Raw genomic sequence first — 26,737 nt, forward strand, 5'->3', positions numbered from 1 at the left:
AGGAAATCAAATGCTAACGTTAATCAGTATCACATATATCAAATCATTAGCTGAAATTGATGATTACAGGGAGGCACACATTGCGCATTTGCAACAATATTATGACAGAGGTTTAATATATGCTTCAGGTCCCTATGAACCGCGAACAGGTGGTTTTATTTTGACTCGAGAGTTAACAGAGAAAGAGCGAAAAGATCTTGTTGAGAATGATCCATTTTATATTGAAAAGCTAGCATCATATGACATAAAGCATTTTAATCCCACTAAAAGCAATGCACCCTTTAAGCTTTGCTTTGATGAAATTGGCTATGCAAAAGAAGGCGAGAAAATCTTTAAACAGTTACATGGTGAACATGCAGGGGAAGCCTTTGCAAATGAACTGAATAATATTTGCCCTGATTTTATCGCGTTGACGTATGATTTTGCATTCGGTCAGATTTTTGCGCGTCAAAGTGAGCTTAGCATGTTAAGCAAAGAGTTAATATCACTTATGCTGCTTGTTGCGATGGGAGATTGTGATAGACAGGTGGCTGTACACGCCGAAGCTGCTATAAATTGTGGTGCAAGTCAGTCAATGATTGTTGAGTCCCTGCTGCTAGCGATTCCCTTTGTGGGTTTCCCAAGAGTTGCTAATGCCTTGGCGCTGTTAAATGATTTGTTAAATAGCGAAAATAACTGAGTGGGGCGCGGTTTAATCTAAAGGGCGTATGCAATACGCCCCTACGAATTTGCTGCCTCTTTATGTTTGATATTCCCTTCGACAAGCTCAGGGAACGGTGGATAATCTGAGTGGCTACAAGCGCTGGCTGAGCGTTAGTCGAAGCCAATTTTAGTCTTTATCTTCTTTATACTCCCTTCGACAGGCTCAGGGAACGGTCAATAATTTGAAAAGAGTTCTTATTTTCTCAGGGAATGATTGATATTTAATTGGAAGACGCAGCGATTAATTCCAAAGGAATATTAATATCAATACTATGAGGTAATAAAAGTTTGTGTGTATAATTTTGCGATTGCAAGAAATTAATTAAAAGATTTTGCAAAACTTTAGGTGCTGGTGGGGAAAAACTTATTTTTTCTAATGTACCTTTATCATTAATTGTTAGTGTGATCACCACGCTGATGGATTGATCAGGTGCTGGTTGTTTGGCAAGATAGTTACTTAAAGCAGTTTGCAATTCTGACATGATATTGTTTATTTCTTCGGCGCTACTAAAAGCAGAGGTGGCTGAGGTTGTATTTAGCTCAATGACATGATGATCTTTATTACTCGACTGAGTTGATGAGTTGGTTGATTCAATCTTCTTGTTTTCGCGATGTAGTGGTTGTATTTGTTTTGGTGGGTTATTGTCAATTTTAAGTTTTGCGTTATGTGTTGTCAGCGGCGTATAAGCTGTTTTTGATGTTGATTTTGAAATGTTCATTTGAGCGGTTGCTGGTTTAATATTCGTTACACTATTTGGAATGTTAGCACTTACTTTGCTTTGGCTAAGATAAACAATATGTGCGGGGATACTCTCTTTAGTGAGTGCAATATCAATCGTCTTTTGAGGTATGTTGTTAATATATTTGGCAAGCGTGCATAAAAGAGCAATGAATAAGATAACACTTATATGCAAAAACAATGAAAGCAGGGTTGCACGCTTCATCATAAGGAATTAAAACTGATATTGAATATTAAGCATTGCCACAATGCCGTCAGCCGGATAATAGCTAAGATCTTTTAAATTATAGGTTGAGACATAATTGTAATAGAACTTATTAAATAGGTTGTAAATATTAAAATTAAACTGCCAATGCGTTAATTGATATTTGGCACCAAGATTAGTAAGGAAATAACCACTTTGCTTGGCAAGGGTATTGGTGTAATCACCATAAGCATAGCTTTTACTATAATATTGTTCTTGTAGCCAAAATGAAAGCTTGTCATTGAGTTGCCAATGTGTGTGTATTTCAGCGGTAACAGGCGGCTGTCCTGGGACTTGATTGTTGCTAATATCAACGTTAATTTTATTGCTATCCTCAAAAAAACCGGATCTAAACGTATTTAAATTAAAAGCAAAACTACCGCCAAGTCTTAAGCTCGACAGCCACGCGTAATCAAGCGCGAATAAATTACCAATCGTTTGCGTGGGCGGTAGATTAATATTTGCTCCAAAAGGTGTGCTATCACTTTTGAAACTTGGATCATAATCAATCTGATTATTAATTAGTATCCAGTAACTGCTATTCTTAAGAGTCAACTTATTGTTTTTATAGGTATTATCAAGCTGATAAATCCATGCCGTTTGCGGATTTAAGCCAAAGCTTGGTGTTGCTCCTGGCGTTAGATTAGACTGATCGATAAAGGGTAGCTGGTAAGCATATGAAACTGAAGCGCGTGAATTAAAGTATTTATTCCAATTGTATTGCAGATAAATATCACCTGCGCCAATATTAATCACCTGTGAACCAGAGTTATTACTAGAGATAAAGTCACCTTTCGTATAGCTATGCTCAAAACGTCCACCGATACCGCTTTGCCAATAGCGATTGAATGTAAAGTCACTTTGATTAAAAAGTGCAATATTGGTTTGTGTCGCATTATCGATGGTAGCACTTTGTCTAAAGGTTTGATAATTAAACTCGCTACCGAATGTGTTTTTTACAAAGTCATTATCAAATATGAGACTTGGGCGTAAATAAAATAAGCTACTGCCTTGTTTAGAGGAATAGTTTGAATCAGCAAAAATAGCGTTAGCCCATTGCTGTTGATATTGCGATTTGACGCTAAACTGCCATTCTTTATCAAGTGTTTGTTCAAAATTAAGCTGTGTATTAACGGTGTGGTTAATATATTTTTCCTTGCCACCACTTGCTTGCCATGGATTATCATCACTTTGCTGTTGATTTAGTGCGCCAGGGAAATGCAAATATTGGTAACTATCACTAAAGTTCAGTGTGAATTTTTGCGTATTGGTTTGATGCATTAACGCAATATAGGCACTATTGCTGTTATTACGTGAGTAATCGCGATAACCATCAATGCTTTGACTACTGTTGCCAAGCTGCAAACTCCATGTTTTGTCATCATTCAATAGCTGATTAATAAAGACATTAATGCCAACGCCAAATGGGTAGCTACCAGATAAATCAATAGTGTATTGGTTCTGGGCGATAAATTTCTGTTCAATATCGATTGTGCCGCCTAGACCCATGCCGCCGTAGAGCACACTACTGGCCGTTGGGTTGATTTCTATGCTTTTAATGCTGTTTTGTGGAATTAACGAAATATTTTGCGCTTGTGAGTTAAATTGATTCAGAGGGATGCCATTTAATAACACACTAGCGCGTTGCCCCTTCAAATAAAAACTTGGATTTGCCGCACTATTATTATTGCTGTTAACCCAAGCGTTTTGCTCAATGGTGTGATCAATGCTTTGATTGGCATAATTTGGCATAAGAGACACGCTAATGGTTGAGCTAAGCGTATGGTTAGCCGTGTTTGGTGTTTTGCGCTGGTTACTTTTTAAGTGGTTGCTGTAGTCGATAACAATAGTTGGTAATGTATACTGAGTCACTGAACCATCATTTGCATTTTGATGATCATTTTGAGTTGTCTGATCAGCAAATATTGGTTGCCCAACGATGGCAAATAGTATGATGGCACTTAATGTGCGAAAACGGTATGGTTGCATGGAGCCCTCTTTGCTGTTTATATCCCCGTAAACGAATTATTATTAGGCAGGTTTCCGGACTTGACCTAAATGCTTCTTCCCAGTTGCCCAGTGAATGATTGCAAGCGGTATTTTGAATACTCAAAAACACCGTGGTTTACCGTTGCGGGTACAGTATTGGATTTACACCAATTTCCCTTTTAACGTGTGTTTTATAACACACGCACCTAACAGCTGGTGATATTAGAGTGCTTTAGTGCAAATGGCAAGACGGCATTTATTTTTATTTTCCCTTCGACTCAGCTCAGGGAACGATAATAATGTGATTGATTACAAACGTTGGCTGAGCGTGAGTCGAAGCCAATTTATATCTTTACTTTTTTTACATTCCCTTCGACTTCGCTCAGGGAACGGCAAGTAACTTTTTGGGGACTTAGTTGTAATAAGCTTCAATGCGCCCACGAATTTGTTACCTCGCCCCTTGTGGGATTGCTCGTGCAGCTTACGCTGCACGGGTGAGGGGTGCTGCGTTGGCTGAGCGTGAGTCGAAGCCTAAGTGATCTATCTAGGGGCTCATGAGGCACGATTGACTATGGAATTAATAACATTAAAAGCAAAGAATATTAAGGGTTTTGCTTGAGAAAGCTGCCATAGTAAAGGATACTATGCCTCAGAACTAAAATAGACACATTGCTTGTTGTTATGTCAAAAACAAATCGTGCCAATTATCCATTGTTATCCAAAATCAATTCGCCTTACGATTTGCGCAAGCTCTCGATTCATCAATTAAATAGTCTTGCTAGTGAAATACGGACGTTTCTTGTTGAGACTTTAGATGTCTCAGGTGGGCATTTCGCTAGTAGCTTGGGAGCATTAGAGCTTACTATTGCTTTGCATTATGTCTATGACACACCGATTGATCACTTAGTATGGGATGTCGGGCATCAGACCTATGTACACAAGATTATAACAGGGCGAGCGGATGAGTTGATTACGATTAAAAAGCCCGGTGGCATTTCAGGCTTTCCTAAGCGCAGCGAAAGTGTTTATGACAGCTTTGGTGTCGGGCACTCAAGTACATCCATTGGTGCGGCTTTAGGTATGGCTGAAGCGGATAAATTGAAAGGATCATCTGCTAAATCCGTTGCTATTATTGGTGATGGCGCACTAACAGCAGGTATGGCATTTGAGGCGTTAAACCATGCAGGAGGCATGCACTCGGATGTTTTGGTTGTATTAAATGACAATGAAATGTCTATTTCTGAGAATGTTGGTGCACTTACAAGTCATTTGACCAAAATTCTTTCTGGTTCAACCTATAACAATATTCGTGAAACCGGTAAAAAGTTTCTTAAAAAACTGCCTGGTGCGTTTGAGTTGGCAAAACGCTTGGAAACCCAAGCCAAGGGGATGTTTGTACCGGCTAATTTATTTGAAGCACTTAACTTTTACTATGTGGGGCCAATTGATGGACATGATATTGAGGCTTTAGTTGAAGCTTTAAAAACCATTAAACATCACGAAGGACCTAAGCTTTTGCATATATTAACCAAAAAAGGTAAAGGCTATGAAAAGGCAGAAGCAGATCCCATTAAGTTTCATCATGTCAATCCTCAGTTTAATTCAAACCATAGCAATAGCACCATAAGTTCATCTACTGCAAAGTTAAGCTATTCTAATATCTTTGGGCAATGGATCTGCGATATGGCAGCCAAAGATGACAAGCTTATGGGTATCACACCTGCAATGCGTGAAGGGTCAGATTTAATTCGTTTTTCAAAGGAATACCCTAAACGTTATTATGATGTAGCAATTGCTGAACAGCATGCAGTGACTTTTGCCGCAGGCCTTGCCTGTGAGGGTTATAAGCCCGTGGTGGCAATTTATTCAACTTTTTTACAGCGTGCTTATGATCAGGTGATTCATGATGTCAGCATACAGAATTTAGATATTCTGTATGCTGTGGATCGTGCAGGAATCGTCGGTGCGGATGGCGCAACGCATGCAGGTATTTTTGATCTAAGCTTTATGCGTTGCATTCCTAATACGGTTGTCATGACGCCAAGTGATGAAAATGAATGTTACCATATGTTAAATCTTGGCTTTAAACACCAAGGACCTGCAATGGTTCGCTACCCTCGTGGTACGGGCACAGGTGTCGAGATTACCAAAGATTTTGATTTGGAAATGGGAAAATCAAAATGCGTGCGCGAAGGTCAAAAAGTGGCAATTTTAAATTTTGGAACATTGCTCCCCATAGCGCTTAAGGCAGCCGAACAGCTTAATGCTACCGTAATAGATATGCGTTTTGTTAAACCTTTAGATATGCAAATAATTAAAGAGCTAGCCGGTTCTCATGAGGTTATTATTACATTAGAAGAAAATGTGATTATGGGTGGCGCTGGATCTGCCGTGAATGAATATCTGATAGCTAATGATCTATTGAGTAAAATCAAAGTGCGTAACATCGGATTGCCTGATCATTATCAGGATCATGGGGATAAAAATGCTTTACTGGCAGAAGTAGGGATTTCAGTAGAGGGTATTATTCAGTTAGTTGAATCAATTGTTTAAGTTAAGCGGTAGGGCAAGTCTCAAGGAATGATTTTTTGCGATGGCATATAAAAAGATATATGCCAAACCATAATATCAGCAAACCAGTCATAAGCGCATAAGAAACAACCAGACCCTCGTAGCCAAAGCGGGTAAGATAAGCACCAAGACTACTAAAGGCAAAAGCAAACAGATTTTTCACCAACCCAATGGCGGATGCTGCAGTTCCGCGGCGATGTGGGTGAAGAGACAATGCTTGACTCACTAAATTGGGCATCCCAATGCCTGCGCCAATGGTAAAGATGAAAAAGGGGACTGCTAACAACCATGCCGATAGAGTAACACCAGCTAGTTCAGCAATAACAACTAAGATAAAAACAATGGTCGTAACTGCCACAGGTAACATGAACATATGTTTAAATGAAATGCCTTTTTTCAATAAAAATTTAGAAAAAAGTCCACCCAAAATAAACGCCACTGAAATCGGTATAAAGAACAGACTAAAACTTTTTGTCGCAAAATGAAGTTTTGTTAGCAAGAAAGGAACCTGTGATAAGTAAACATATACCGACATGTAGATCGTAGCACTGGCAAAGGCAAGTATCATAAATTGCGCATCAACAACTAAGTGCTTATATTGTCTTAAAATTGATAAGACGATATGAGTTTGCTCTAGTTGATGTTGTGGCTTTTGGATTTGTGATGCAGCGCTTGCTGCGGGTAAACTCAAAGTCAGCGCAATGAGAATAATTGCCAGAATAGTTAGTGTAACAAAAAGCGCTTGCCAATGGCTAAAGGATAGGATTAATCCACCAAACATCGGTGCTAATGCTGGCATCGAGCCAATGATGATAAATCCTGAGTTAATCATGTGTTTTGCTTTGTCCTCAAAGTAGGTAAAGCTCAACACCTGCCATAAACAAAGGGCACTCGCGGCACTTAAGCCCTCGACAAAACGCGCAAAGATAAAGGTGGATATATTGGGTGAAAATATCGCAATTAAATTAGCAACAATATAAAGCGTCAGTCCGAAAATAAGTACCTTAGAAGTTTTAATATGATCGGCGATGGCACCATATAAAGGGATACCAATTGCTAAGCCAAGCATATAAAAACTTACGGTAAGACTTATATGTGCTTTGGTAGTAGCAAAAGTTTGTTGTAATGTTGGAATGGCTGGAACATAGATGTTTACGGTTAATATAGACAGTAAAGCAAGTAAATAAATCAGTGATTTTATACGTGTATTCATAATGTTTCCTTGATGTGGGATTTTTTATGATAGGTGTGATATAGCGTGTTGGAGTCTTCTAAAGCACGATAAGAAATGATCTGATTTTCTGTAACTTCATAAATAGACACGATATAAGTGGCGAAGAATTCATTATTATGCTTAAAGGTGCATTCAAGATAGCCATATTCATAAACAAAACTGGTGTTATTACTAGCAATGATATCCATTGGTGTTTTGCTAAAGCTTGTCACTGATTGACGAATATTGGCAAAGTGACGGATAATTTCAGCTTTGCCGTGAAAGTCGCCACTCCATGGTGCGCCAATACTGTCACTATGCCACACAGCATCTTCAGCGATAAGTGCCAGAGCTTGCTCAGCTTGTGCATTTTTTTGATGATTTAAGAAGTTACGAACGATTGTTAAGTTGTGTTGATTCATGATAATTACCTTAGGTTTTTGAATTTGTTAGCAGTATACAGTTTTCAATGTTAATTAAAATTGAATAATATTTAATATAGTATTAACTTATTATGAACGATATTGAGTGAGAAGATAAATGAACTATACCTTGCAACAGTTGCGCATCTTTATGTCCATCTATGAGTTAAAAAGCTTACGCCAAAGTGCAGAAGTGATGTTTTTAACGCCTCCAGCTTTGACTAAACAGCTGCAAAACTTGGAGGATATTGTGGGTTTTCAATTATTTGAACGAACCAATAATAAATTAATTGCTAATAACAAAGGGCATGCTTTTTACACGATGATTAAACCCATGCTACTTGAGTTTGATCGCATCAATCAGTTGGAGTTGCCTTTTTTAAAGCAAAAAAAGCCAACGCTTAAAATTGCCTTATCGCAAATATTTGAGCAAAGTTTGTTTTGCAAAATTAGCCAGATTATGAAGAGTGATCAATCATTTGATTATGACCTTGTTGTTGAAAATAAAACAAAGCATATTGAGTTGTTATTTAAACATCAGGTAGATGTAGCCTTGGTTGTACTCAATGAAGGCGAAAAAAATATGCTTAAAGATCATGGGTTTGAAGTCAAACTCTATACTAATATTGTCTTTGATGCTTATATTTCATGTGATTTGGCAAAGCGTTTTGATGATATTACACAGCAACTGCACGCACTAAAATGTATATTGCAAAGACAATTAAAAGATACGTTACAGATTAAAAATGCGCTTTATTTTTCCTCTTATACGACCATATTGCATGCAATTACCCAAGGCATTGGTTATGGCTTTTTACCAACAGCCTTGTTAGCCGCTCAAGAAAAGGAGATGCTTCTGAATATAAACGAGCAGATATCTGAGACCCCCTCTAATGTGCAAAGTTATTATGTCTATGCGCAAAACTCACCACTATTGAGTCTTATTGAAATGGTTTTTTAGGTGAAATGGTGTATAATGCGTTCACTCGGCACCCACCATCAATCATATTTTGATTGCGGTTGTCTGTTTAAAATCGAATCATACAAATGATAAATAGTAGAAATAAAAAGGTATAAAGGGTATAGCATGTCAAAGTACGTGGTTTCAGCACTGTATAAGTTTGTCACATTGGAAGATTATGAAGCAATAAGAGCGCCATTGTTAAAAACAATGGAAGATAACATGGTGCGTGGTACGTTATTGTTAGCCAAAGAAGGTATCAATGGCACGATAGCAGGCACTGCAACAGGCATTGAAGCGGTACTTAAGTTTTTAAAATCGGATATACGTTTGACTGATTTGGTACATAAAGAATCATTTGATGAGCATATTCCTTTTAATCGCACGAAAGTGAAGCTAAAAAAAGAAATTGTGACCTTAGGTGTTGAAGGACTAGATCCTCTTAAAGTTTGCGGTACTTATGTTCAGCCAAAAGATTGGAATGCCCTAATTTCTGATCCTGAAGTTTTATTAATTGATACACGCAATGATTACGAGATTGACATTGGTACTTTTAAAAATGCGGTTAACCCGCATACGGAGACGTTTCGTGAGTTTCCTGAATATGTTGAAAAGCATTTAGATAAGACAAAGCACAAAAAAGTAGCGATGTTTTGCACCGGAGGCATTCGTTGTGAAAAATCAACTGCCTTTTTGAAAGAACAAGGTTTTGATGAAGTCTATCATTTAGAAGGTGGTATTTTAAAATATCTTGAAGAAGTGCCTAAAGAGGAAAGTCTATGGCAAGGCGAATGCTTTGTCTTTGATTCACGTGTTGCTGTGACGCATGATTTGACCAAGGGGCAATATGATCAATGTTATGCTTGTCGTCGTCCAATTACTGAAGAAGACAAGCTAAAGCCTGAGTATGAGCAAGGAGTCTCTTGTCATCATTGTAAGGGTAACCATACCTCTGAACAAAGAAAGCGTTTCTTAGAGCGTGAAAAACAAAGTCAATTAGCGCGTGAACGAGGAGAGTTTCATATCGGTGAAGAGGCAAAACAAGTAGGGTTAATCCGTAAAGCGCAAAAACAGCAAAAGCGCGAAAGAGATCGTTTGGCGAATAAGAGTCGTTAATAATAAGTAGATCAATCAATTACCCCTCACCCGTGCAGCTAGCTGCACGAGCGATCCCGCAAGGGGAGAGGTATGAGCTGATGCAATTTATTTATACTTATTACTTAAAGCAAAGGAATAGCCAGATCAATGGAAAGTATCGACAAAACGCATTTATTAAAACTGTTGTCACTACAGAAAAAATCTTTTTCACTTGATCAATATCCTGATTATACATTGCGTAAAGATAAAATTAAGCGTTTATATTCTGTATTATTAAAATATGAAAAAGCATTGATTGATGCAGTAAGTGATGACTTTGGTCATCGCAGTGCGAATGAGACTTGGTTGAGTGAGATTTTTCAAGTTACCAGTACCATTAAGTATGTCCTTAAATCTTTACGCAGTTGGATGACTAAAGAGAAACGTCATACCAGTATGATTTTTAAACCCGCTAAAAACTACGTTTATTATCAGCCCGTCGGTGTTGTTGGTATTATGGTGCCATGGAATTATCCCATTTTGTTGAGCTTATCTCCGCTTATCTATGCATTGGCTGCGGGAAATCGAGTGTGCATTAAACTCTCAGAGCATACACCTAAAACCAATCGCGTGATGATGGACATTTGCAAACGCACTTTTAATATTGATGAAGTGGCGATTGTCACAGGTGGTGTTGAGGTCGCGCAAAGTTTTAGTGAATTACCTTTTGATCATTTGTTTTTTACTGGATCAACGACTATTGGTAAGAAAATAATGCAGGCTGCAGCTAAAAATTTAACACCTGTAACACTTGAGTTAGGTGGGAAATCACCGTTAATTATCAGTCAAAATTTTCCTTTAAAAAAAGCGGCTAAAATGATTACTTTTGCCAAAGGTTTAAATGCTGGACAAACATGTATTGCACCAGATTATGTATTTGTTCATGCGCAAAAACTTGAGGCATTTGTTGTTGAAATGAGCGCGGCATTTAAGGAGATGTATCCGCAATATATGCGTAATGATGACTACAGTAGCGTGATTAATAAGGTTCAATTTAATCGCTTACAAGAATATATTGAGGAGGCAAAAGGGCGGGGCGTTAAGGTTATTGCGTTAGATGAATGTGAAGCAAAGAATGACCACAATCGAAAAATACCTATTACACTGCTATTAAATCCAAAGCTTGATTTACAGGTGATGCAAGATGAGATCTTTGGTCCATTGTTGCCCGTGTTAAGCTATCAATCGATTGAAGAGGTGATAAGTTATATTAATCAAAAGCATCAACCATTAGCCGCTTATCTTTTGAGTTATGATCGCACTGAGCAAGAATATATTAATAGAAATATTATCAGTGGTGGGATGTGTATTAATGATGTGTTAAATCATATTGCTCAGCATGATTTGCCTTTTGGCGGCGTTGGCAATTCAGGCATGGGGCGTTATCACGGTTTTGAAGGGTTTAAAACATTTTCTAATGCCAAATCAATTTGTCAGCGCGGTAGACTCAATAGTGCTTTATGGCTTTATCCACCTTATGGACATCGATTTTCTTGGTTTCGTAAATTTTTCAAAGGGTGAGAATAAGGTTACTTTTTACAGTCGATGTTGCTGCAATGATTGATGAACGATTTCAGGGTTACAGGATATAACGGTCAAGTAAGCTCTTGTTGCAGAGTCAGGTTTGGTGATCTTTTGTTCCCATTTTTCAAGTGTGCGTAATTTAAAACCATATTTTTCACAAAATTCACCACGAGTAACATTCAACCTTAATCGGATTTCCTTGACATCAATATCCTCAGGAATGAAAATTTGATGTGACTTGACTGCTGATAGCTCGCCTTTGCTAATTTGAAGTGCCTCTTTAGCGCTTTGTAGCAAACTTGTTTTAAAATCAAAGCTCATATCTTACCTCTTTGACTGATTTGATTTATGATTTTTAACCATTTGTTTAACAATCGTTAACCAACTCATAGCAGGGGGCAGACATTGCTCATGTTGAGAATTATAGATGGCAACAATAAATGATTCAACCCAATATGGGTATTAGTTCAAAAATATTTGCAACTTCAATTTTTAAGATGGCAGTTTCCCACTGCAAAATGATTTATGGGTGATATAATTCATCATTAAACGCGCTAAATCAAAAGCACATCTTATGCTTAAAAATGTTGGCATCCGCGGTCGGATGATTTTATTAACCTTATTACCTACACTGACGGTGTCAGCATTACTTGGTTTTTATTTTATCAGCATGCGCTTTTCTGATTTGGATCGTAATTTATATATTCGTGGTGAGGCAGTTACCACAGAACTTGTTGCTGCCTCTGAGTATGGACTGTACTTTGATAGCAAGATTATCTTACAAAACGTTACAGATAATATTTTAAGTTATCCTGATGTACGCATGGCTGCGATTTATGATAGTAATGGTGATTTATTAACATTCACGGGTAGAATTCCACAAGTAAACCCTGATTTTTTCAAAGACAATGCAGACTTAATGAGTAAAAAAATCTTTATGCAAGAAGGGCATAAAAATATTCAGTTTTTGGCACCTGTTATTTCACGTACGGTTAATCCAAAAGAAAAGAGTGTTGATAAGCTTTATACTGAGAAAGACCAGCGTATCGGTTGGGTCGTTATTACCCTAAGTCGCGAAAATACCATTATGAATCAGTATCAGGCGATTATTGCGACATTGTTGATTGTGCTTATTGGACTAACAGTGAGTATCTTATTTGGGCTACGCTTAAGTGGTGATTTGATTAATCCACTGTTTGATATTATTAATGCAGTGAAACGTATTAAAGAAGGCGCGTTAGATACTAAGCTTGACGGCAATCCACCCGGTGAGCTTAAGAATCTTGAAGAGGGTGTCAACAGTATGGCACTATCTCTTAATAATGCCCATCAAGAAATGACGCGTAATATCAAACAAGCGACAAGGGAGTTAAGGCACACGCTGAACACAATTGAGCGCCAAAATATTCAATTAGATCAAGCGCGAAAAGAAGCGATTGAAGCTAGCGAGATAAAAAGTAAATTCTTGGCAAATATGAGCCATGAGATCCGCACACCCATGAATGGTGTATTAGGTTTTTTAGACTTATTAGCAAAAAGTAATCTGAGTTCTTTGCAACGTGAGTATTTAGAAACAATTATATTATCTTCTAATAATCTATTGAGCATTATTAACGATATTTTAGATTTCTCAAAGATTGAATCGGGCAACTTGATTCTTGAATACCAACCTTTTGACCTACGCGAAGAAATCACTAATTGTATGATGCTGTTTAAACCCAAAATCATTGAACAGCAGATTGACTTTGGTGTATTACTAGACCCGCAATTGCCACAGATGGTTATGGGTGATGCGTTAAGATTCTGCCAAATTTTAACTAATCTTGTCGGCAATTCACTGAAGTTTACAGAGCAAGGAAGTGTCTGTGTCAATGTTGAATTAAAAGCAACTCATCAACACCAAGTTGAAATATATATCAAAGTTGAGGATACAGGTATTGGCTTGTCTCAAGCGCAAATTGATAAACTTTTTCATGCATTTACTCAAGCAGATTTATCAACCAGTCGCAAATATGGAGGCACTGGACTGGGACTGACTATTAGTAAAACATTGATTGAAAAGATGCATGGGGAAATCAAGGTTAAAAGTGAATTAGATCATGGCGCATGTTTTAGTTTTAATGTGTTCTTTGATAAAGTCTCTGCTCCAACCATTAAAGAAACAAAGTCGATAAGCGTTAAGAAGCTTATTGTTTATAGCCAGAGTCAATATGCTGGAGAGATGTTTCTTGCACACATTTCACTACTTGATATTGAATTTATTTATTGTGACAGTGAAACCACATTGATTGATACTGTTGTTGAGCAAGATGCCGTTGATATCGTGTTAATTTATAATACTTTGCCTGATATGCAGAAATTAAAACAATCTTTAATCATCGATTTACAGTCATTTACGCAAGCAGATATCTTTCTTATTGCTAATATGCCATTAAATGAGTTATTTGATTATACGCGCCAGTTAGGTCTTAAGAATTGTTTAAATTACCCATATAAGCCTAATAAACTGGCTTCTTTTTTAGAGAATTCGCTTGAGTTGAGTGAAACAAAAGAGGTTGTCACTATAGATGACATACCTAATCTTCAAGCAGAAAAATCGATACTCATCGTTGATGATAATCCTATTAATTTAAAGCTTTTGCATATTTTATTGAAAACAAAAGGCTACTCCCCAGTCGATGCCTTTAGTGCAAAAGAAGCCTTGTCACTAATAGAAAAGCAAAATTTTATAATGGTCTTAACCGATGTACATATGCCTGAAATGGACGGTGTTGAATTATGCCATGCATTGCGTCAAGTTGATCGCTATCGTGATGTGCCCATCATCGCTGTGACAGCAGATGTTGTTGAAGGACAAGGTGAAAGTTTATTAAAAGAGGGTTTTGATGCCATACAAATTAAGCCGATTGATGATACTGCCTTATCTGAACTGTTGATACATTACTTAGGCAATAGCGATATCCCGATACAAGTTGGAAATGCTATAAATGACCAATATGCTCAAATGAATCAAGATCAGCAAATAACAAATGAGATAATTCAAAATAATGATGCAGGTGAAAGCAAAAAATATATTGATATTGAGCTAGCTTCAAGCTTGGCTGGAGGCAATATTGCTTTTGCTAAGGAGATGTTGTCAGCATTTATGAGCTCTTTAAGCGATGCCATTAAAGAAATTATAACCGCTTATGAAAATAATGAGGGCAAACACTTGAGAGATTTAGTGCATAAGCTTCACGGAGGTGCTAGTTACTGTGGAGTGCCCGTGCTTAAAAATAAATTGGCAAACCTCGAAAAAGCATTACAACATAATAATTATACGATTGATGCCATTGTGCTAGAGAAGTATGAGCAATTTATAACGGTTTGTGATAAAACAATAGATGCGTATCATCAATATAATCAATAAAACAAATAAGAATAAGTAATGATGTATAAATAAGTTGCATTATCTAGTACCTCTCGCCTTGTGGGAGAGGTCATACAGCTTAAGCTCCACGGGTGAGGGGTGTAATTAAAACTCAACTTATTTTTTGATTCATTGCTAAAATGAATTAACCATGTTAAGGAGCGAAATCTACATGTTAGATCAAGAAAAACGTTTTAGTCAGCGCATACTGAATGTTGAAGGTTCAAAAGCCGCTGAAATGGCAGCGCGGGCAGCAAGTCTTATTAAAGCAGGGCATCAAGATGTGATTTCTTTGGCAGTTGGTGAGCCAGGGTTTCATTCACCCAATGAGGTTAAAGAGGCGGCTAAAAAAGCGATTGATGAAAATCGCACGCAATACACGCCAGTTGATGGAATTGTTGAATTAAAAGAGGCAATTATTAAACGCTACAGCCGCGATTATCAGCTTAGTTTCCAAAATAATGAAGTATGTGTAACGACAGGCGCCAAGCACAGTCTATATAACATCTTTAATTGTATTTTAAATGCGGGTGATGAAGTACTTTTCTTCTCACCCTTTTGGACATCTTATCCTGATATGATTAAGCTTGCGCATGGTAACCCGGTAGTCGTTGAGACAACGCATCACAATGATTTCCAACCAACGGAGCATGACTTAAGAGCAAAGCTTAGTACCAAAACAAAAGCGCTAGTCCTTAATATTCCACACAATCCAACCGGTGCGATATATCACAAAGAAACATTGAATATGATCGCTCGCGTATTAAATGATTACCCTGATGTTTGGGTTATTAGTGATGATATTTATGATATGCTTTACTGGGGAGATCGTCCACTGACATTGATTGAAGTGGCTCCTGAGTTAAAATCGCGTTATGCCATTGTTAATGGCGTATCCAAAAGCTATGCGATGGCAGGGTGGCGTATTGGCTATATCATCGCACCCGAGGATATGATCAATATGCTAAAGCGTTATCAGTCACAATCGATGTCATGTGCGTGCTCTATCTCACAATATGCGGCGATAGAAGCGCTTAACTTACCTAGATCAGCACTATTTGAACAGCTAGCAACATATCAAGAACGTGTCAATTTTTGTTATGACGCCTTACAAAACGTGTCAGAGATAGATTGTCTATTACCAGAGACAACCTTTTACTTATTCCCTTATGTGCAACCAATTATTGATGCATTAGGCTTTAAAGATGACTTAAGTTTTTGTTTGCATTTGTTAGAAACCAAGCATTTAGCGGTTATGCCAGGTTCCGCGTTTGGTGCATCAGGTTATCTACGCCTTAGCTGTGCTGATGATCTCAGTGTTTTAACAGATGCCATGGGACGTTTGGTCGATTATGTTAAACAAACAACAACGCATATCGAAGCATTATAAAGAGGATCATGATGAATTATATTGAACTATTAGAACAGCGCTTTGCTTGCAAGAAATTTGACCCAACACGCAAAATTTCTGCTAAAGATAAAGCATTTATTTTAGAAGCAGGGCGTCTGTCGCCATCATCGTTTGGTTTGGAACCATGGCAGTTTGTCGTGATCCAAGATGATAAATTGCGTGAGAAATTAAAACCTGCATGCTGGAATCAAAGTCAAATTACGGATTCAAGCTTTATTGTAATCATCTTAAGCCGCAAAGCGCATAATTTCCGTGGTAAGAGTGATTATGTTCGTCAAAAGGTTTCACGACGAAATTTACCACCAGAAATGCAGGATACATATTTAGGTTTAGTGCAAAACTATCTCAGTGTTGAAGATACGGATGCCTGGGCAAAAAGACAGTGTTATATTGCGCTAACGAACCTACTCAATGCCGCACAATCTTTAGGTATTAGCAGTTGTCCTATCGAGGGTTTTGAAGCTGAAAATGTTAAGAAAGTCCTTGATGAATATAAACAAATTAATTTTGATGATTTTGATTTCTCAGGTGTGATGTGTGCATTTGGTTATAGTGCCATGGATTTACCAAAAAAGTTTCGTGCTGCTTCAACCGAAGTTATTATTGAAATTTAGCTATTGAATTTGCTTTTTTAAAACTATTTTATTTGCTGTGACATCTTAAGCTTTTATTAATTTTGATTATCGATGATGAACAGGTGTTATAACACTCCCCGATAGAAACGTAAAATTATTAAAGGAGCACTTAAAATGAAAAAGAACAAATTTTTTAAAGCGATTGCACTGATGTTTATCGGTATTTTCTTAGCAGGTAATTTAGCAGCAGCTTATGCAGGGACTGATTATGTTCCAAACTCAAACAAAGCATATAAACATAGCCTTGTTCAACCTGCCAAAAACACACCAAGTATAGCGATGATGAACTCAGATAGTGAATAAAAGTATCATATTATTAATCTAAAACATTCCCCCTTCTCAAGATCTTAACATTTATCCCCTCACAATCTTCAGCAGTTATGAAAATATGATCAGGTGTTTTTTGATTCTTGGATCAAGTCTGGGAATGACCATGAATCGTCATATTTGCGTTTGACCCAAATATCCATGATTACCAATAAACTATGGCTTAGCTACTTACAAGCCATTTTATAGCATTAATGTCGTTGGTTAATGTTCCAACAGACGGGTTCTCGTGATTGCTTCATTAGTAAAAACCCTAGGTATGATCAAATATTTAGCCCGATATAATCTGTTTGAAGAAACTATTTGATTAAAAAAACAAATATGATGGGGTGGTCTTTAACATGCTTTGTTTTAACTATGTGCGATATTTATGCTTTGCAGTATATCTTTTACTTATTGCTGGGTGTGGCGCAAAAGGTGACGGAGCTGATGAAGCTAGAATATCCATTGGCACCGATATTAGTCTGCCACATTACATAAAAGAGCATAGTAAGGCTGTATTAGTCCTGAAACTCTTCAATGATAAGGGGGATCCCTTAATTATTGGCAATCATTCGGATGTAAATCATAACGTTAAAATCACAAATATTTTTATCAACAATAAAAACGTCAGTTTAGCCAAAGATTTAGCAGGTGCGGAAACCTGCTTTAATAATCAGGGCATTTTTAGAAGTTTTGCAGATGAATGTACAATCCCTCTTTATGTTACGGCAAGTCAGTTAGGTGCGCTTAATTTTGATGTCACTGTGAGCACGACAACAAACCAGGTATTTTATAAACATTTTTCGACAACGGTTAAGCCGCAAGGTAATGCACTATTGGATGAGCCGATACTTAATTTTTTATCTACAAATAATAATGATATTTTTCTGAGTCATGATACAAATAGTGTGACACTATTTAATCCAAGTGTTATTCCTTTAAATAATGTTGCGTTGTCTTATAATAATAAAGTTGTCTCAAGGCAGCAGGTAATCCCCGCGTTAGCTACTGCGGATATTTCGCTTAATACAGATTATTTGACCTCGTCATTAAACCAAGGTGTATATACGATTAGCGCTTCAAACATGCGTAATGATATTCAGCTGAAAACGTATAACAGTCAGGCATTTTCGTTTAATAATGTATATATTAGCCAACCAAACCAACGCTATGAAATGACGATCGTACCTAAGCATGACTTAAAAATAAGTTCTGTGGATATTGTGTTGCCAAAAGGTGTAAAAATCGATGGCGATAACCCTTTATTCGTTGGTGGCATCTTGCAAGCGAATCAACGTTATAGTCTATGGCTTATTGCTGATGCAGATAGCTTTGGTTCAGGCTATGTTAGTATAACAGGGCAGTTTGATAAGCAAATTGAAGTGTATACGGGTAAAATTATGGTGGCGCCAATAAAGTTACAAACGGACGTGCCAATATTTACAGGCAATAGTAAGTCGTACTATTTCACAATACATAATGATTCGCCATTTGCTTGGCAGGGATTTTCCCAAGTCAATTTTGATGATAATGAGTTTGCTAAAGATCAGCGTTTTTCCTATCTCCCCCAGCCACAGGATTGCTTGCATCTGACATCACTTAAACCAAACGAAGCTTGTAAGATATATTATCGTTATGTGCCACCGCTCAAAGAACAACAAGATAGTGAGCCCTATTACTTAAAAATTAATGCACTTGATAGCAATTTACAAGCTGATACCGAGATTCCTATTTATGTTAAACCTGTAGGGCAAAAGTTTTGGCGTTTTTATCATAAAATAAATGATACTGATTATTTGTACACGCTTTATAATGGCAGTGACACGACTGTTAGCACCGAGATACTGAGTAAGGGTGTTGATGTTAGTAGTCAGCTAAAAAGGCATGCCTGTGAGTTTATAAATCAAAAAGTTACTTTAGCAAGTCATGAGGTGTGTCAGTTTAAGGTGGAAGCAGGAGGTGAGCCGGCAACCTTAGATATTAAAAATAACTTATTTAACACCAAAGATTATATTTTCCCTATACATGGTGTTTTGGCAAATATGGGTAGTCAAATTCATATATTGCTATCACAAGACTCTCAAGACAGTCAGACGATAGATGTTGCTAAACTAGATCCTATGATCAAATCAATACATAGCGCCATAGCAGATGAGCATGGAGATATTTATTTTGCAAGTGATGACATAAGTAATACGTTATTTAAGTATAGTAATGAGCAACTATTTCCATTAACACTCTCTCAAACCTATCCACAATTTCTGCAACACTTACTTTATGTTGATAGTATGCAGGCAATACTCGTGACAAGTTATAACCCTGTGACTAAGCTAAATAGTGTTTATCAGATTGCAAGTGACTTCAGTAGCGTTACTAAAGTTGCGAGTTTCGCAGGGTCTATTCAATCATTGGTTTTAGTTGGTAAAGAACAGGCGTTACTTGCGATTAACACACCAAATAACAGTGGGGTGAGATATGTTATTATAGCAAAGGATGCAAGCAAAACGCGTATAGAGCCACTGGTACATTTATTCGATAGTCCGCACTATATTATGGCGCTATCATATCAAAATGGATTGATTAATGTTCTCGTTAATTTGGTGGGGCAGTTGACATGGTATCAATTATCAGAAAAGGTCAAGTTAACACCGCGCTCAATTGAAGTCGATAACACTCTGCCATATGGATTGTTAAGTGCAATTACTGGCACTGGTGATGCGTTTTATATCAGTAATTTACGTTCTCAATCTGGCGAATATTTACTTTATTTCACAGCAGGTGAAAATATTAAAGCACTTTATCAAAGCTCCAGCAATTACCAGCATATGACGCTAGCAGATCAAGGGGTTTATTATAGCACTAAAAATCATGGTGAAACCTATGATATTAGACAATTATCACCAGCTCAAGAAGAAAAGGATAAGAATAATAAAGTGCTGATGTCTTTGAGTAGCAATCCTGCATTTATGCAATCAGTGAAAAAAAGTGTCATCTCAACACAAGATTATGCAATCTATTTGCCGCAAAAAATAACATTGCAAGAAGGGCAAAATGACTCACTGACACCGGTTATTTTTCCAGAGGGTAAAAGTCTACACTACCAGTGGGTCTTTGCAAAATGTGTTCATATTGTAGACAGTGCGCAAAAAACAGTACAGATGACAGCGCCTGCATACAATAAAGATCATAATACCTATGACTTTAAATTAGTTGTTGCCGATAATAAGGGCAATAAACAAACCGTTTTCTCCTCGCTTGAGGTGCTCCCCGATAGTAAAAAGCAACCAACAGCAAATGCGGGGTTAGCTCAGTCAGTAGAAGAAGGTAAAATCCATCAAGTACTTGCTAGTGCAATTGCTGGAGAAGGTAGATCTATCACTTCGTACCATTGGAGTGGCAATGGTGCAAGCTATTTAGGTGACCCTAATATATTAAAACCAGTTTTTACAGCACCTTCTTATAAGGGAGGTTTGCAAGATAAGTATGAACTAACGTTGAGTGTGACGGATAATGCAGGTATTGTTAGTGAGTCTAGTAGTGTTATTTATACGGTAACGCCAGATGCGCTATTAGAACCAAGTGTTGAAATTACAGCGGATACACAGGCTGTAGAGGGGCAAAAGATAACATTAGCAGCAAAAGCAACTGCCAAAGGTGGGCGCAGTATCCCTGAGGATAACTACCACTGGCTAGTACCCGAAGGTTGGGAGGTTATAGGCAATCGCAATCATAAACAATTAACAGTAAAAGTGCCTAAATATACAACAGTAGGTGTTAAAGGAAGCTTTAAAGTTTCGGTGATTGATAGCGTAGGCGTCAAGAGTGCTCAAGCAGAGCATAGCATTGAAATCATGCCAGATAAAGATTTAAAGCCAACGGTGAGTATAGGTAGTGATCGTACGGTGATTGAAGGGCAAAGCATTACTATTAATGCAATTGCCCAAGCAGGTAATGGTCGATCAATTAGTAGATATCAGTTCTCTGGTTCAGCCGTCGCGCATTTAAAAGGTCATGATCAAGAAAGGATCTTTACAGCACCAAGGTTTGAGGGAAATGAGGATAAATATCAATTGCAAGTGATTGCAATTGATAATACTGGAATTCAAAGTAAGCCTGCATCTATTAATATCATCGTAACCTCTGATAACAGTAAAGACCCTATTATAAATAGTATTAGTGATAATAAGAATGGTGAGGTAATTGAAGGTGACGACATTATCTTAGTAGCGCATGCGCAAGCTGGTAATGGCAGAAGTATTCCTATAAATGGCTATCATTGGCTAATAAAAAATAAGGCATGGAAAATAGATGGGGCAAGTGATGAGCATGAGCTTCATTTACAAGCCCCTGCTTATAGTGGATCATCTGAAGATGAGCTTGAGGTGAGTGTATTTGTCACCGATGACACGCAACAATCAAGTGCGCCAGTCAGTCACACTATTATTGTTATGCCTGACTCAAAGCTTAAACCTGAGATTACGATGGTTAATCCTGTAAGAAAAGTAACGGAAGGTGAGCTAGTAAATGTTGATAATATTACGGTACAAGCAGAAGGACAGCGTCAAATTACAAGCTACAAGTGGGTAGCTAGTGGTGGTATTCAGTTAAATGGCTCAAACACCTTAAGTCCTAGTTTTACAGCGCCAGTTTATCAGTTAAATGGTAATGAATATCAGCTGGAGCTGACAGTGACTGATTCAACGGGACAAACCTCAACAAAAGCACTTAAGTATATTGTAGAAGCTAATAGCGCTCTAAAGCCGACGGTAACAATCCAAGGCGGTACACAAGTTACAGAAAGTCAAGAGATCACCTTAAGTGCTGATGCACAAGCTAAAGGTGGGCGCAATATTCCGGAGGATAACTACCATTGGCTGGTGCCCGAAGGTTGGGAGATTATAGGCAATCGCAATCATAAACAATTAACAGTAAAAGTGCCTAAATATACAACAGTAGGTGTTAAAGGAAGCTTTAAAGTTTCAGTGGTTGATAGCGTAGGTGTCAAGAGTGCTCAAGCAGAGCATAGCATTGAAATCATGCCAGATGAAGATTTAAAGCCAACGGTGAGTATAGGTAGTGATCGTACGGTGATTGAAGGGCAAAGCATTACTATTAATGCAATTGCCCAAGCAGGTAATGGTCGATCAATTAGTAGATATCAGTTCTCTGGTTCAGCCGTCGCGCATTTAAAAGGTCATGATCAAGAAAGGATCTTTACAGCACCAAGGTTTGAGGGAAATGAGGATAAATATCAATTGCAAGTGATTGCAATTGATAATACTGGAATTCAAAGTAAGCCTGCATCTATTAATATCATCGTAACCTCTGATAGCAGTAAAGACCCTATTATAAATAGTATTAGTGATAATAAGAATGGTGAGGTAATTGAAGGTGATGACATTATCTTAGTAACGCATGCGCAAGCTGGTAATGGCAGAAGTATTCCTACAAATGGCTATCATTGGCTAATAAAAAATAAGGCATGGAAAATAGATGGGGCAAGTGATGAGCATGAGCTTCATTTACAAGCCCCTGCTTATAGTGGATCATCTGAAGATGAGCTTGAGGTGAGTGTATTTGTCACAGATGACACGCAACAGTCAAGTGCGCCAGTCAGTCACACTATTATTGTTATGCCTGACTCAAAGCTTAAACCTGAGATTATCATGGTTAATCCTGTAAGAAAAGTAACGGAAGGTGAGCTAGTAAATGTTGATAATATTACGGTACAAGCAGAAGGACAGCGTCAAATTACAAGCTACAAGTGGGTAGCTAATGGTGGTATTCAGTTAAATGGCTCAAACACTTTAAGTCCTAGTTTTACAGCGCCAGTTTATCAGTTAAATGGTAATGAATATCAGCTGGAGCTGACAGTGACTGATTCAACGGGACAAACCTCAACAAAAGCACTTAAGTATATTGTAGAAGCTAATAGCGCTCTAAAGCCGACGGTAACAATCCAAGGCGGTACACAAGTTACAGAAAGTCAAGAGATCACCTTAAGTGCTGATGCGCAAGCCAAAGGTGGGCGCAATATTCCAGAGAATAATTATCATTGGATAATTCCTAAGGGTTGGGAGGTTGTAGGAGATAAAGAAGGGAAACATATTACCTTAAAAGCACCAGCGTATAGTAGGTTAGGCCAAGAAGGTGAGGTTGCATTAACTGTTGTTGATAGCACAGGAACACGAAGTGATCAAGCGATGTTAACTATATCTGTTGACGCGGACAGTGCTCTAGCGCCAACGGTGGTATTAGGCGGAAACCATAGTGTTGTTGAAGGACAGAAAATAGATATTCACGCAATAGTAAATGCAGGCGCCGGAAGAAGTATTGAAGACTATCAGTGGTCTGGATCTGCTGTGGCACATATAACAGGAGATAATACGCATAAAGAGTTTACTGCACCTATGTTCAATCAAGATGGTTCAAATAGCTATGCGCTTAAATTAACCGTTACCGATAATACTGGGGTGCAGACGGAGCAATCGATAATAATTAATGTGATTGAAAATGTTCAATTACAGATTGTAGCGACAAAACCATTACCTGAAAATATTATGATTAATCAGCCTTATAACGTAAAATTTCGCGTGATAAATCAAGGCAATCGAATTGCCAAAGGCTTAGGTAACCTTATTTTCTCTAATGGCTTGCAGCAAAGTAGTCTTACGTGCTCTGAAAACTTAGGCGTCGGTGACTCGTGTGAGATTAATGCTGTATTTGAAACAACGACTAAAGGTGCGTATACGCCCACGATAAAAGTAGTTTATACAAATAAAGCGCAGATGGTAGCTAGTGCTGGAAGCACCATAGCTACCGAAGTTAAAGCTCTACATTGGGACTTTGCAAAAGAAGATGATAGCCGTTTTTCCGGTGCTACTTTGGATTACAAAGATAAGTTTATCAATACCAATGCTCAGCTGCTTGCTTATGTAAATGTAGCTGATCTGCAAGCAACTGCAAATACAGAAGTGTCTGGTTTGCCAAGTAAGTTGACTGATAAAGAAGCGACTGGCAATCCTGATCACACGGCTTTTAGCGCAGAGCTTAAAAATGCGCAAGGCAAAGTTGTAAGCTTTAATTTTAAGGGGTATAGAAGTCTTATCGATGGCTATCGTTGGTTTCCATTAAATAGATTAATTGATCAAATGTTAGATAAAAACCAAATGGTTTTTCAGTTGGTGAAAACAGCCGCTTATGATCAAGCACACGCAGGTCGTTATACTGGAAATGTGTTAATAAGTGTCAAAAGCCCTGATTCTGGTTACCAATTGCTATACGATGTGGCTTTAACTGTCATAATATACAAGGCTCCAAGCATTACAATGCCAGATAATGGTAATATCACTGAGCAAACTAATAAAGCTTTAAACGCCATTGTGCAGGGTGATACAAGTGCACCAGATCAAACACTTAGCTATCACTGGCAGGTATCAGATTCTCATATTGTAATTAATAATGCGAATCAGTTAAATGCAAGCTTTGATGCGCCAGCCTATCGTGCTAATGGAAACAATCAATATACTTTCACTTTAACGGTGACGAATGCTTACGGCAAATCATCAACTGGTCAGGTGACCTATCAAGTAACGCCTAATAATGATTTTTTACCAACAGTTAGTATCAATGGAGTAACCTCTATTGTAGAATCCTCTGAGTTTGCCTTAACTGCTGATGCGCAAGCCAATGGCGGGCGAAGTATAAGCAATTATACTTGGCATGTTCCGGCATCTTGGCAAATTATTAGTGGTGCTAATCAAGTACAAGTTACTATTAAAGCACCTCAATATAAATCAGCAGGGCAAACTGCTAACATTTCTGTAGAGGTGACCGATAGTGAAGGTTTTAAAGCAAATGCGCAGCATTCAGTAGAAGTTAAGCCAGATGCAGTACTAGCACCAAGTGTCACTTTAGGCACAGATCAAGAGATTCTTGAAGGTCAGAGTATACGCCTAAATGCGCAAGCAACAGCTGGAAAAGGGCGTAGTATTCCAAGTAATAATTACTACTGGAGTGCGAGTTGTGGTAATTGTTTAAGTGCAGGCAATGTCTATAATCCAGTGTTTACTGCGCCAGCTTATAGTGCTAATAAGTCTAATAACTATAGTGTGTCTGTAGAGGTTGAGGATAACGCTGGTGCGAGAAGTAAACCTACGACCGTGACATATACGGTTATAGCAGATCCTGATAGAATACCTGTGCTTAAGCTTTCCCAAAATACTATTACCATTGCATATGGAGCAAAAGAGTTTAATGTCCCACTGTCATATTCAGGAAAAGAGGGTAAAACTGCTCGAGCAATTAGTCGTTTTGTGATAGGTAACTCTTTGTTTAAAACTGATGGGGGGTGGCCTCTTAAGATATCATTTATTGAAGAGGTTAAAGGATTGAGCTTTGATATTCCTATATATGCTCTTGATATAGAAGGTTTTAGAACAAACACAGTTAACCTTCATATCAATAGAGAAAAAGCAAATTTTATTACTGGGGAAGTGACAAAACCTCTGCCACAAAAAATGCAATATAAAGTACCATATCCAGTTGAATTTACATTTACTAATAATAGCTCGCAGTACCAAGCAAACAACCTGCAGTTAGGTACTAACTTTACAGATGAGTTTAAAGTCACGAAAAACAGTTGCATATGGAGTAATATAGCTCCCAAAGATATGTGTGTTATTGAAGGAATGTATTCGCCACAGAGAGAAGTGGATGCAAAGCTTGAAGCCACTTTATCATATCAAGATGGGCAAGCTGTTAGCTTGGCAACCTCAACTAAAGTATTACCTATTGATATCCCTGAGGTGGCAATTACACATTTAAATCAGGACTATTATGTTAGTATGGATTCAATTTTGAACAACTTATCTAAATTTTGGCCTGGTCCAGGTAAGAGAGTTGGATATATAGTGAATAAAGCATACAGCTCGATGTTGTTAGGTCCAGACGAAACCAGTTGGATTGAAGCTCAGGGCAAATCTTTGGTGGAAATTAGATTGAATAATGGCGTGAAAGCTACTTTTTCTATGAGCAATGCTGGTCATCCATTAGAATCCATAAAGCCACAAGTAAATGCAGGTGGTGAATACTCGCGAATTGAACTTAAACTTATTGATACATCGGAGGAGCTAATAGCTGGTCAGGTGTATAAAGGTACAATTTATTTAGTGGCGGACTCATCAGCATGGGTAAAAGATGTCGCGTTGGCAATACCTTTCACTATAAAGCTATCTGGACATATAATTTATGTTAATCAAGCAGACCAAGAAATTAGCTCGATCGCATTAAAACCAAATGAAAGTCGAACGTTGTGGATTAAAAATACAGGTGATGCATCCATTAAAAACTTGAGCATGCAGATACCCGAAGCTATAAAGCCATATATAACAGGAGATTGCTTGAATTCAGGCGTTGTGGTGGTGCCAGAGCAACGGTGTTCATTAAATATTAAATTACCTTAATGGAGTA

General features: G+C 37.8%; 15 protein-coding genes and 1 riboswitch. Of the genes, 10 read left to right on the forward strand and 5 right to left on the reverse strand.

The features are described from left to right. The first annotated feature begins 10 nt into the window (after positions 1-10). On the forward strand, positions 11-679 hold the full coding sequence (locus ACZ5V8_RS05715) for a carboxymuconolactone decarboxylase family protein (RefSeq protein ID WP_464218692.1): 669 nt from the start codon (positions 11-13) through the stop codon (positions 677-679). Positions 680-923: 244 nt separating this feature from the next. Here the strand turns inward: ACZ5V8_RS05715 and ACZ5V8_RS05720 are convergent, their stop codons facing one another. Next, positions 924-1,649 carry a hypothetical protein gene (locus tag ACZ5V8_RS05720; protein WP_464218693.1) on the reverse strand — a complete coding sequence of 242 codons (726 nt, stop codon included), beginning with the start codon at positions 1,647-1,649 and terminating at the stop codon, positions 924-926. A 6-nt stretch (positions 1,650-1,655) separates the two neighbouring features. Beyond that, positions 1,656-3,674 carry a TonB-dependent receptor gene (locus tag ACZ5V8_RS05725; RefSeq protein ID WP_464218694.1) on the reverse strand — a complete coding sequence of 673 codons (2,019 nt, stop codon included), beginning with the start codon at positions 3,672-3,674 and terminating at the stop codon, positions 1,656-1,658. 28 nt (positions 3,675-3,702) lie between these two features. Next, positions 3,703-3,899, reverse strand: a riboswitch (cobalamin riboswitch). A 456-nt stretch (positions 3,900-4,355) separates the two neighbouring features. On the opposite strand from ACZ5V8_RS05725, the gene dxs reads away from it, so the two are divergent. Further along, positions 4,356-6,227 (forward strand): 1-deoxy-D-xylulose-5-phosphate synthase, encoded by a 1,872-nt coding sequence (gene dxs / locus ACZ5V8_RS05730; RefSeq protein WP_464218695.1) that lies wholly within the window; start codon positions 4,356-4,358, stop codon positions 6,225-6,227. Between the two features lies 1 nt (position 6,228). Here dxs and ACZ5V8_RS05735 read toward each other — a convergent pair whose 3' ends face one another. Further along, a complete protein-coding gene (locus tag ACZ5V8_RS05735) occupies positions 6,229-7,458 on the reverse strand; it encodes an MFS transporter (RefSeq protein ID WP_464217010.1) in 1,230 nt (409 codons plus the stop codon). After that, entirely contained in the window at positions 7,455-7,880 is a 426-nt protein-coding gene (locus ACZ5V8_RS05740; RefSeq protein WP_440617121.1) for a nuclear transport factor 2 family protein, read from the reverse strand. The genes ACZ5V8_RS05735 and ACZ5V8_RS05740 overlap by 4 nt, the downstream gene beginning before the upstream one ends. A 118-nt stretch (positions 7,881-7,998) precedes the next feature. Between ACZ5V8_RS05740 and ACZ5V8_RS05745 the strand changes: the two genes are divergently transcribed. The 3 genes from ACZ5V8_RS05745 (at position 7,999) to ACZ5V8_RS05755 (ending at position 11,499) form a co-directional block, all read left to right on the forward strand. Continuing rightward, positions 7,999-8,841: a LysR family transcriptional regulator gene (locus ACZ5V8_RS05745; RefSeq protein WP_464217011.1), complete on the forward strand. Its 843-nt coding sequence runs from the start codon at positions 7,999-8,001 to the stop codon at positions 8,839-8,841. Positions 8,842-8,967: 126 nt separating this feature from the next. Next, positions 8,968-9,957 (forward strand): oxygen-dependent tRNA uridine(34) hydroxylase TrhO, encoded by a 990-nt coding sequence (gene trhO / locus ACZ5V8_RS05750; RefSeq protein ID WP_464217012.1) that lies wholly within the window; start codon positions 8,968-8,970, stop codon positions 9,955-9,957. Positions 9,958-10,086: 129 nt separating this feature from the next. Beyond that, positions 10,087-11,499 carry a coniferyl aldehyde dehydrogenase gene (locus ACZ5V8_RS05755; protein WP_464217013.1) on the forward strand — a complete coding sequence of 471 codons (1,413 nt, stop codon included), beginning with the start codon at positions 10,087-10,089 and terminating at the stop codon, positions 11,497-11,499. 15 nt (positions 11,500-11,514) lie between these two features. Here ACZ5V8_RS05755 and ACZ5V8_RS05760 read toward each other — a convergent pair whose 3' ends face one another. After that, on the reverse strand, positions 11,515-11,823 hold the full coding sequence (locus ACZ5V8_RS05760; RefSeq protein WP_464217014.1) for a helix-turn-helix domain-containing protein: 309 nt from the start codon (positions 11,821-11,823) through the stop codon (positions 11,515-11,517). Positions 11,824-12,076: 253 nt separating this feature from the next. On the opposite strand from ACZ5V8_RS05760, the gene ACZ5V8_RS05765 reads away from it, so the two are divergent. The 5 genes from ACZ5V8_RS05765 to ACZ5V8_RS05785 all read left to right on the forward strand — a co-directional run bounded on the left by ACZ5V8_RS05765 (position 12,077) and on the right by ACZ5V8_RS05785 (position 26,730). After that, positions 12,077-14,911: an ATP-binding protein gene (locus tag ACZ5V8_RS05765; protein WP_464217015.1), complete on the forward strand. Its 2,835-nt coding sequence runs from the start codon at positions 12,077-12,079 to the stop codon at positions 14,909-14,911. Between the two features lie 172 nt (positions 14,912-15,083). Next, on the forward strand, positions 15,084-16,301 hold the full coding sequence (locus ACZ5V8_RS05770) for a pyridoxal phosphate-dependent aminotransferase (protein ID WP_464217016.1): 1,218 nt from the start codon (positions 15,084-15,086) through the stop codon (positions 16,299-16,301). Positions 16,302-16,309: 8 nt separating this feature from the next. Continuing rightward, positions 16,310-16,936 (forward strand): NAD(P)H-dependent oxidoreductase, encoded by a 627-nt coding sequence (locus ACZ5V8_RS05775; protein WP_464217017.1) that lies wholly within the window; start codon positions 16,310-16,312, stop codon positions 16,934-16,936. Positions 16,937-17,071: 135 nt separating this feature from the next. Next, a complete protein-coding gene (locus ACZ5V8_RS05780; protein ID WP_440617112.1) occupies positions 17,072-17,260 on the forward strand; it encodes a hypothetical protein in 189 nt (62 codons plus the stop codon). A 365-nt stretch (positions 17,261-17,625) separates the two neighbouring features. Next, the gene (locus ACZ5V8_RS05785) at positions 17,626-26,730 is read left to right on the forward strand and encodes a hypothetical protein (RefSeq protein ID WP_464217018.1); all 9,105 of its coding nucleotides are present in this window, start codon (positions 17,626-17,628) and stop codon (positions 26,728-26,730) included. Positions 26,731-26,737 lie beyond the last annotated feature (7 nt).

The organism is Cysteiniphilum sp. GTC20157 (genome assembly GCF_055396795.1).

Excerpts from the sequence above, each read along its gene's own strand:
- ACZ5V8_RS05715 (WP_464218692.1), top strand. The coding sequence starts at position 11 with ATGCTAACGTTAATCAGTATCACATATATCAAATCATTAGCTGAAATT.
- ACZ5V8_RS05720 (WP_464218693.1), bottom strand. The coding sequence starts at position 1,649 with ATGATGAAGCGTGCAACCCTGCTTTCATTGTTTTTGCATATAAGTGTT.
- ACZ5V8_RS05725 (WP_464218694.1), bottom strand. The coding sequence starts at position 3,674 with ATGCAACCATACCGTTTTCGCACATTAAGTGCCATCATACTATTTGCC.
- dxs (WP_464218695.1), top strand. The coding sequence starts at position 4,356 with ATGTCAAAAACAAATCGTGCCAATTATCCATTGTTATCCAAAATCAAT.
- ACZ5V8_RS05735 (WP_464217010.1), bottom strand. The coding sequence starts at position 7,458 with ATGAATACACGTATAAAATCACTGATTTATTTACTTGCTTTACTGTCT.
- ACZ5V8_RS05740 (WP_440617121.1), bottom strand. The coding sequence starts at position 7,880 with ATGAATCAACACAACTTAACAATCGTTCGTAACTTCTTAAATCATCAA.
- ACZ5V8_RS05745 (WP_464217011.1), top strand. The coding sequence starts at position 7,999 with ATGAACTATACCTTGCAACAGTTGCGCATCTTTATGTCCATCTATGAG.
- trhO (WP_464217012.1), top strand. The coding sequence starts at position 8,968 with ATGTCAAAGTACGTGGTTTCAGCACTGTATAAGTTTGTCACATTGGAA.
- ACZ5V8_RS05755 (WP_464217013.1), top strand. The coding sequence starts at position 10,087 with ATGGAAAGTATCGACAAAACGCATTTATTAAAACTGTTGTCACTACAG.
- ACZ5V8_RS05760 (WP_464217014.1), bottom strand. The coding sequence starts at position 11,823 with ATGAGCTTTGATTTTAAAACAAGTTTGCTACAAAGCGCTAAAGAGGCA.
- ACZ5V8_RS05765 (WP_464217015.1), top strand. The coding sequence starts at position 12,077 with ATGCTTAAAAATGTTGGCATCCGCGGTCGGATGATTTTATTAACCTTA.
- ACZ5V8_RS05770 (WP_464217016.1), top strand. The coding sequence starts at position 15,084 with ATGTTAGATCAAGAAAAACGTTTTAGTCAGCGCATACTGAATGTTGAA.
- ACZ5V8_RS05775 (WP_464217017.1), top strand. The coding sequence starts at position 16,310 with ATGATGAATTATATTGAACTATTAGAACAGCGCTTTGCTTGCAAGAAA.
- ACZ5V8_RS05780 (WP_440617112.1), top strand. The coding sequence starts at position 17,072 with ATGAAAAAGAACAAATTTTTTAAAGCGATTGCACTGATGTTTATCGGT.
- ACZ5V8_RS05785 (WP_464217018.1), top strand. The coding sequence starts at position 17,626 with ATGCTTTGTTTTAACTATGTGCGATATTTATGCTTTGCAGTATATCTT.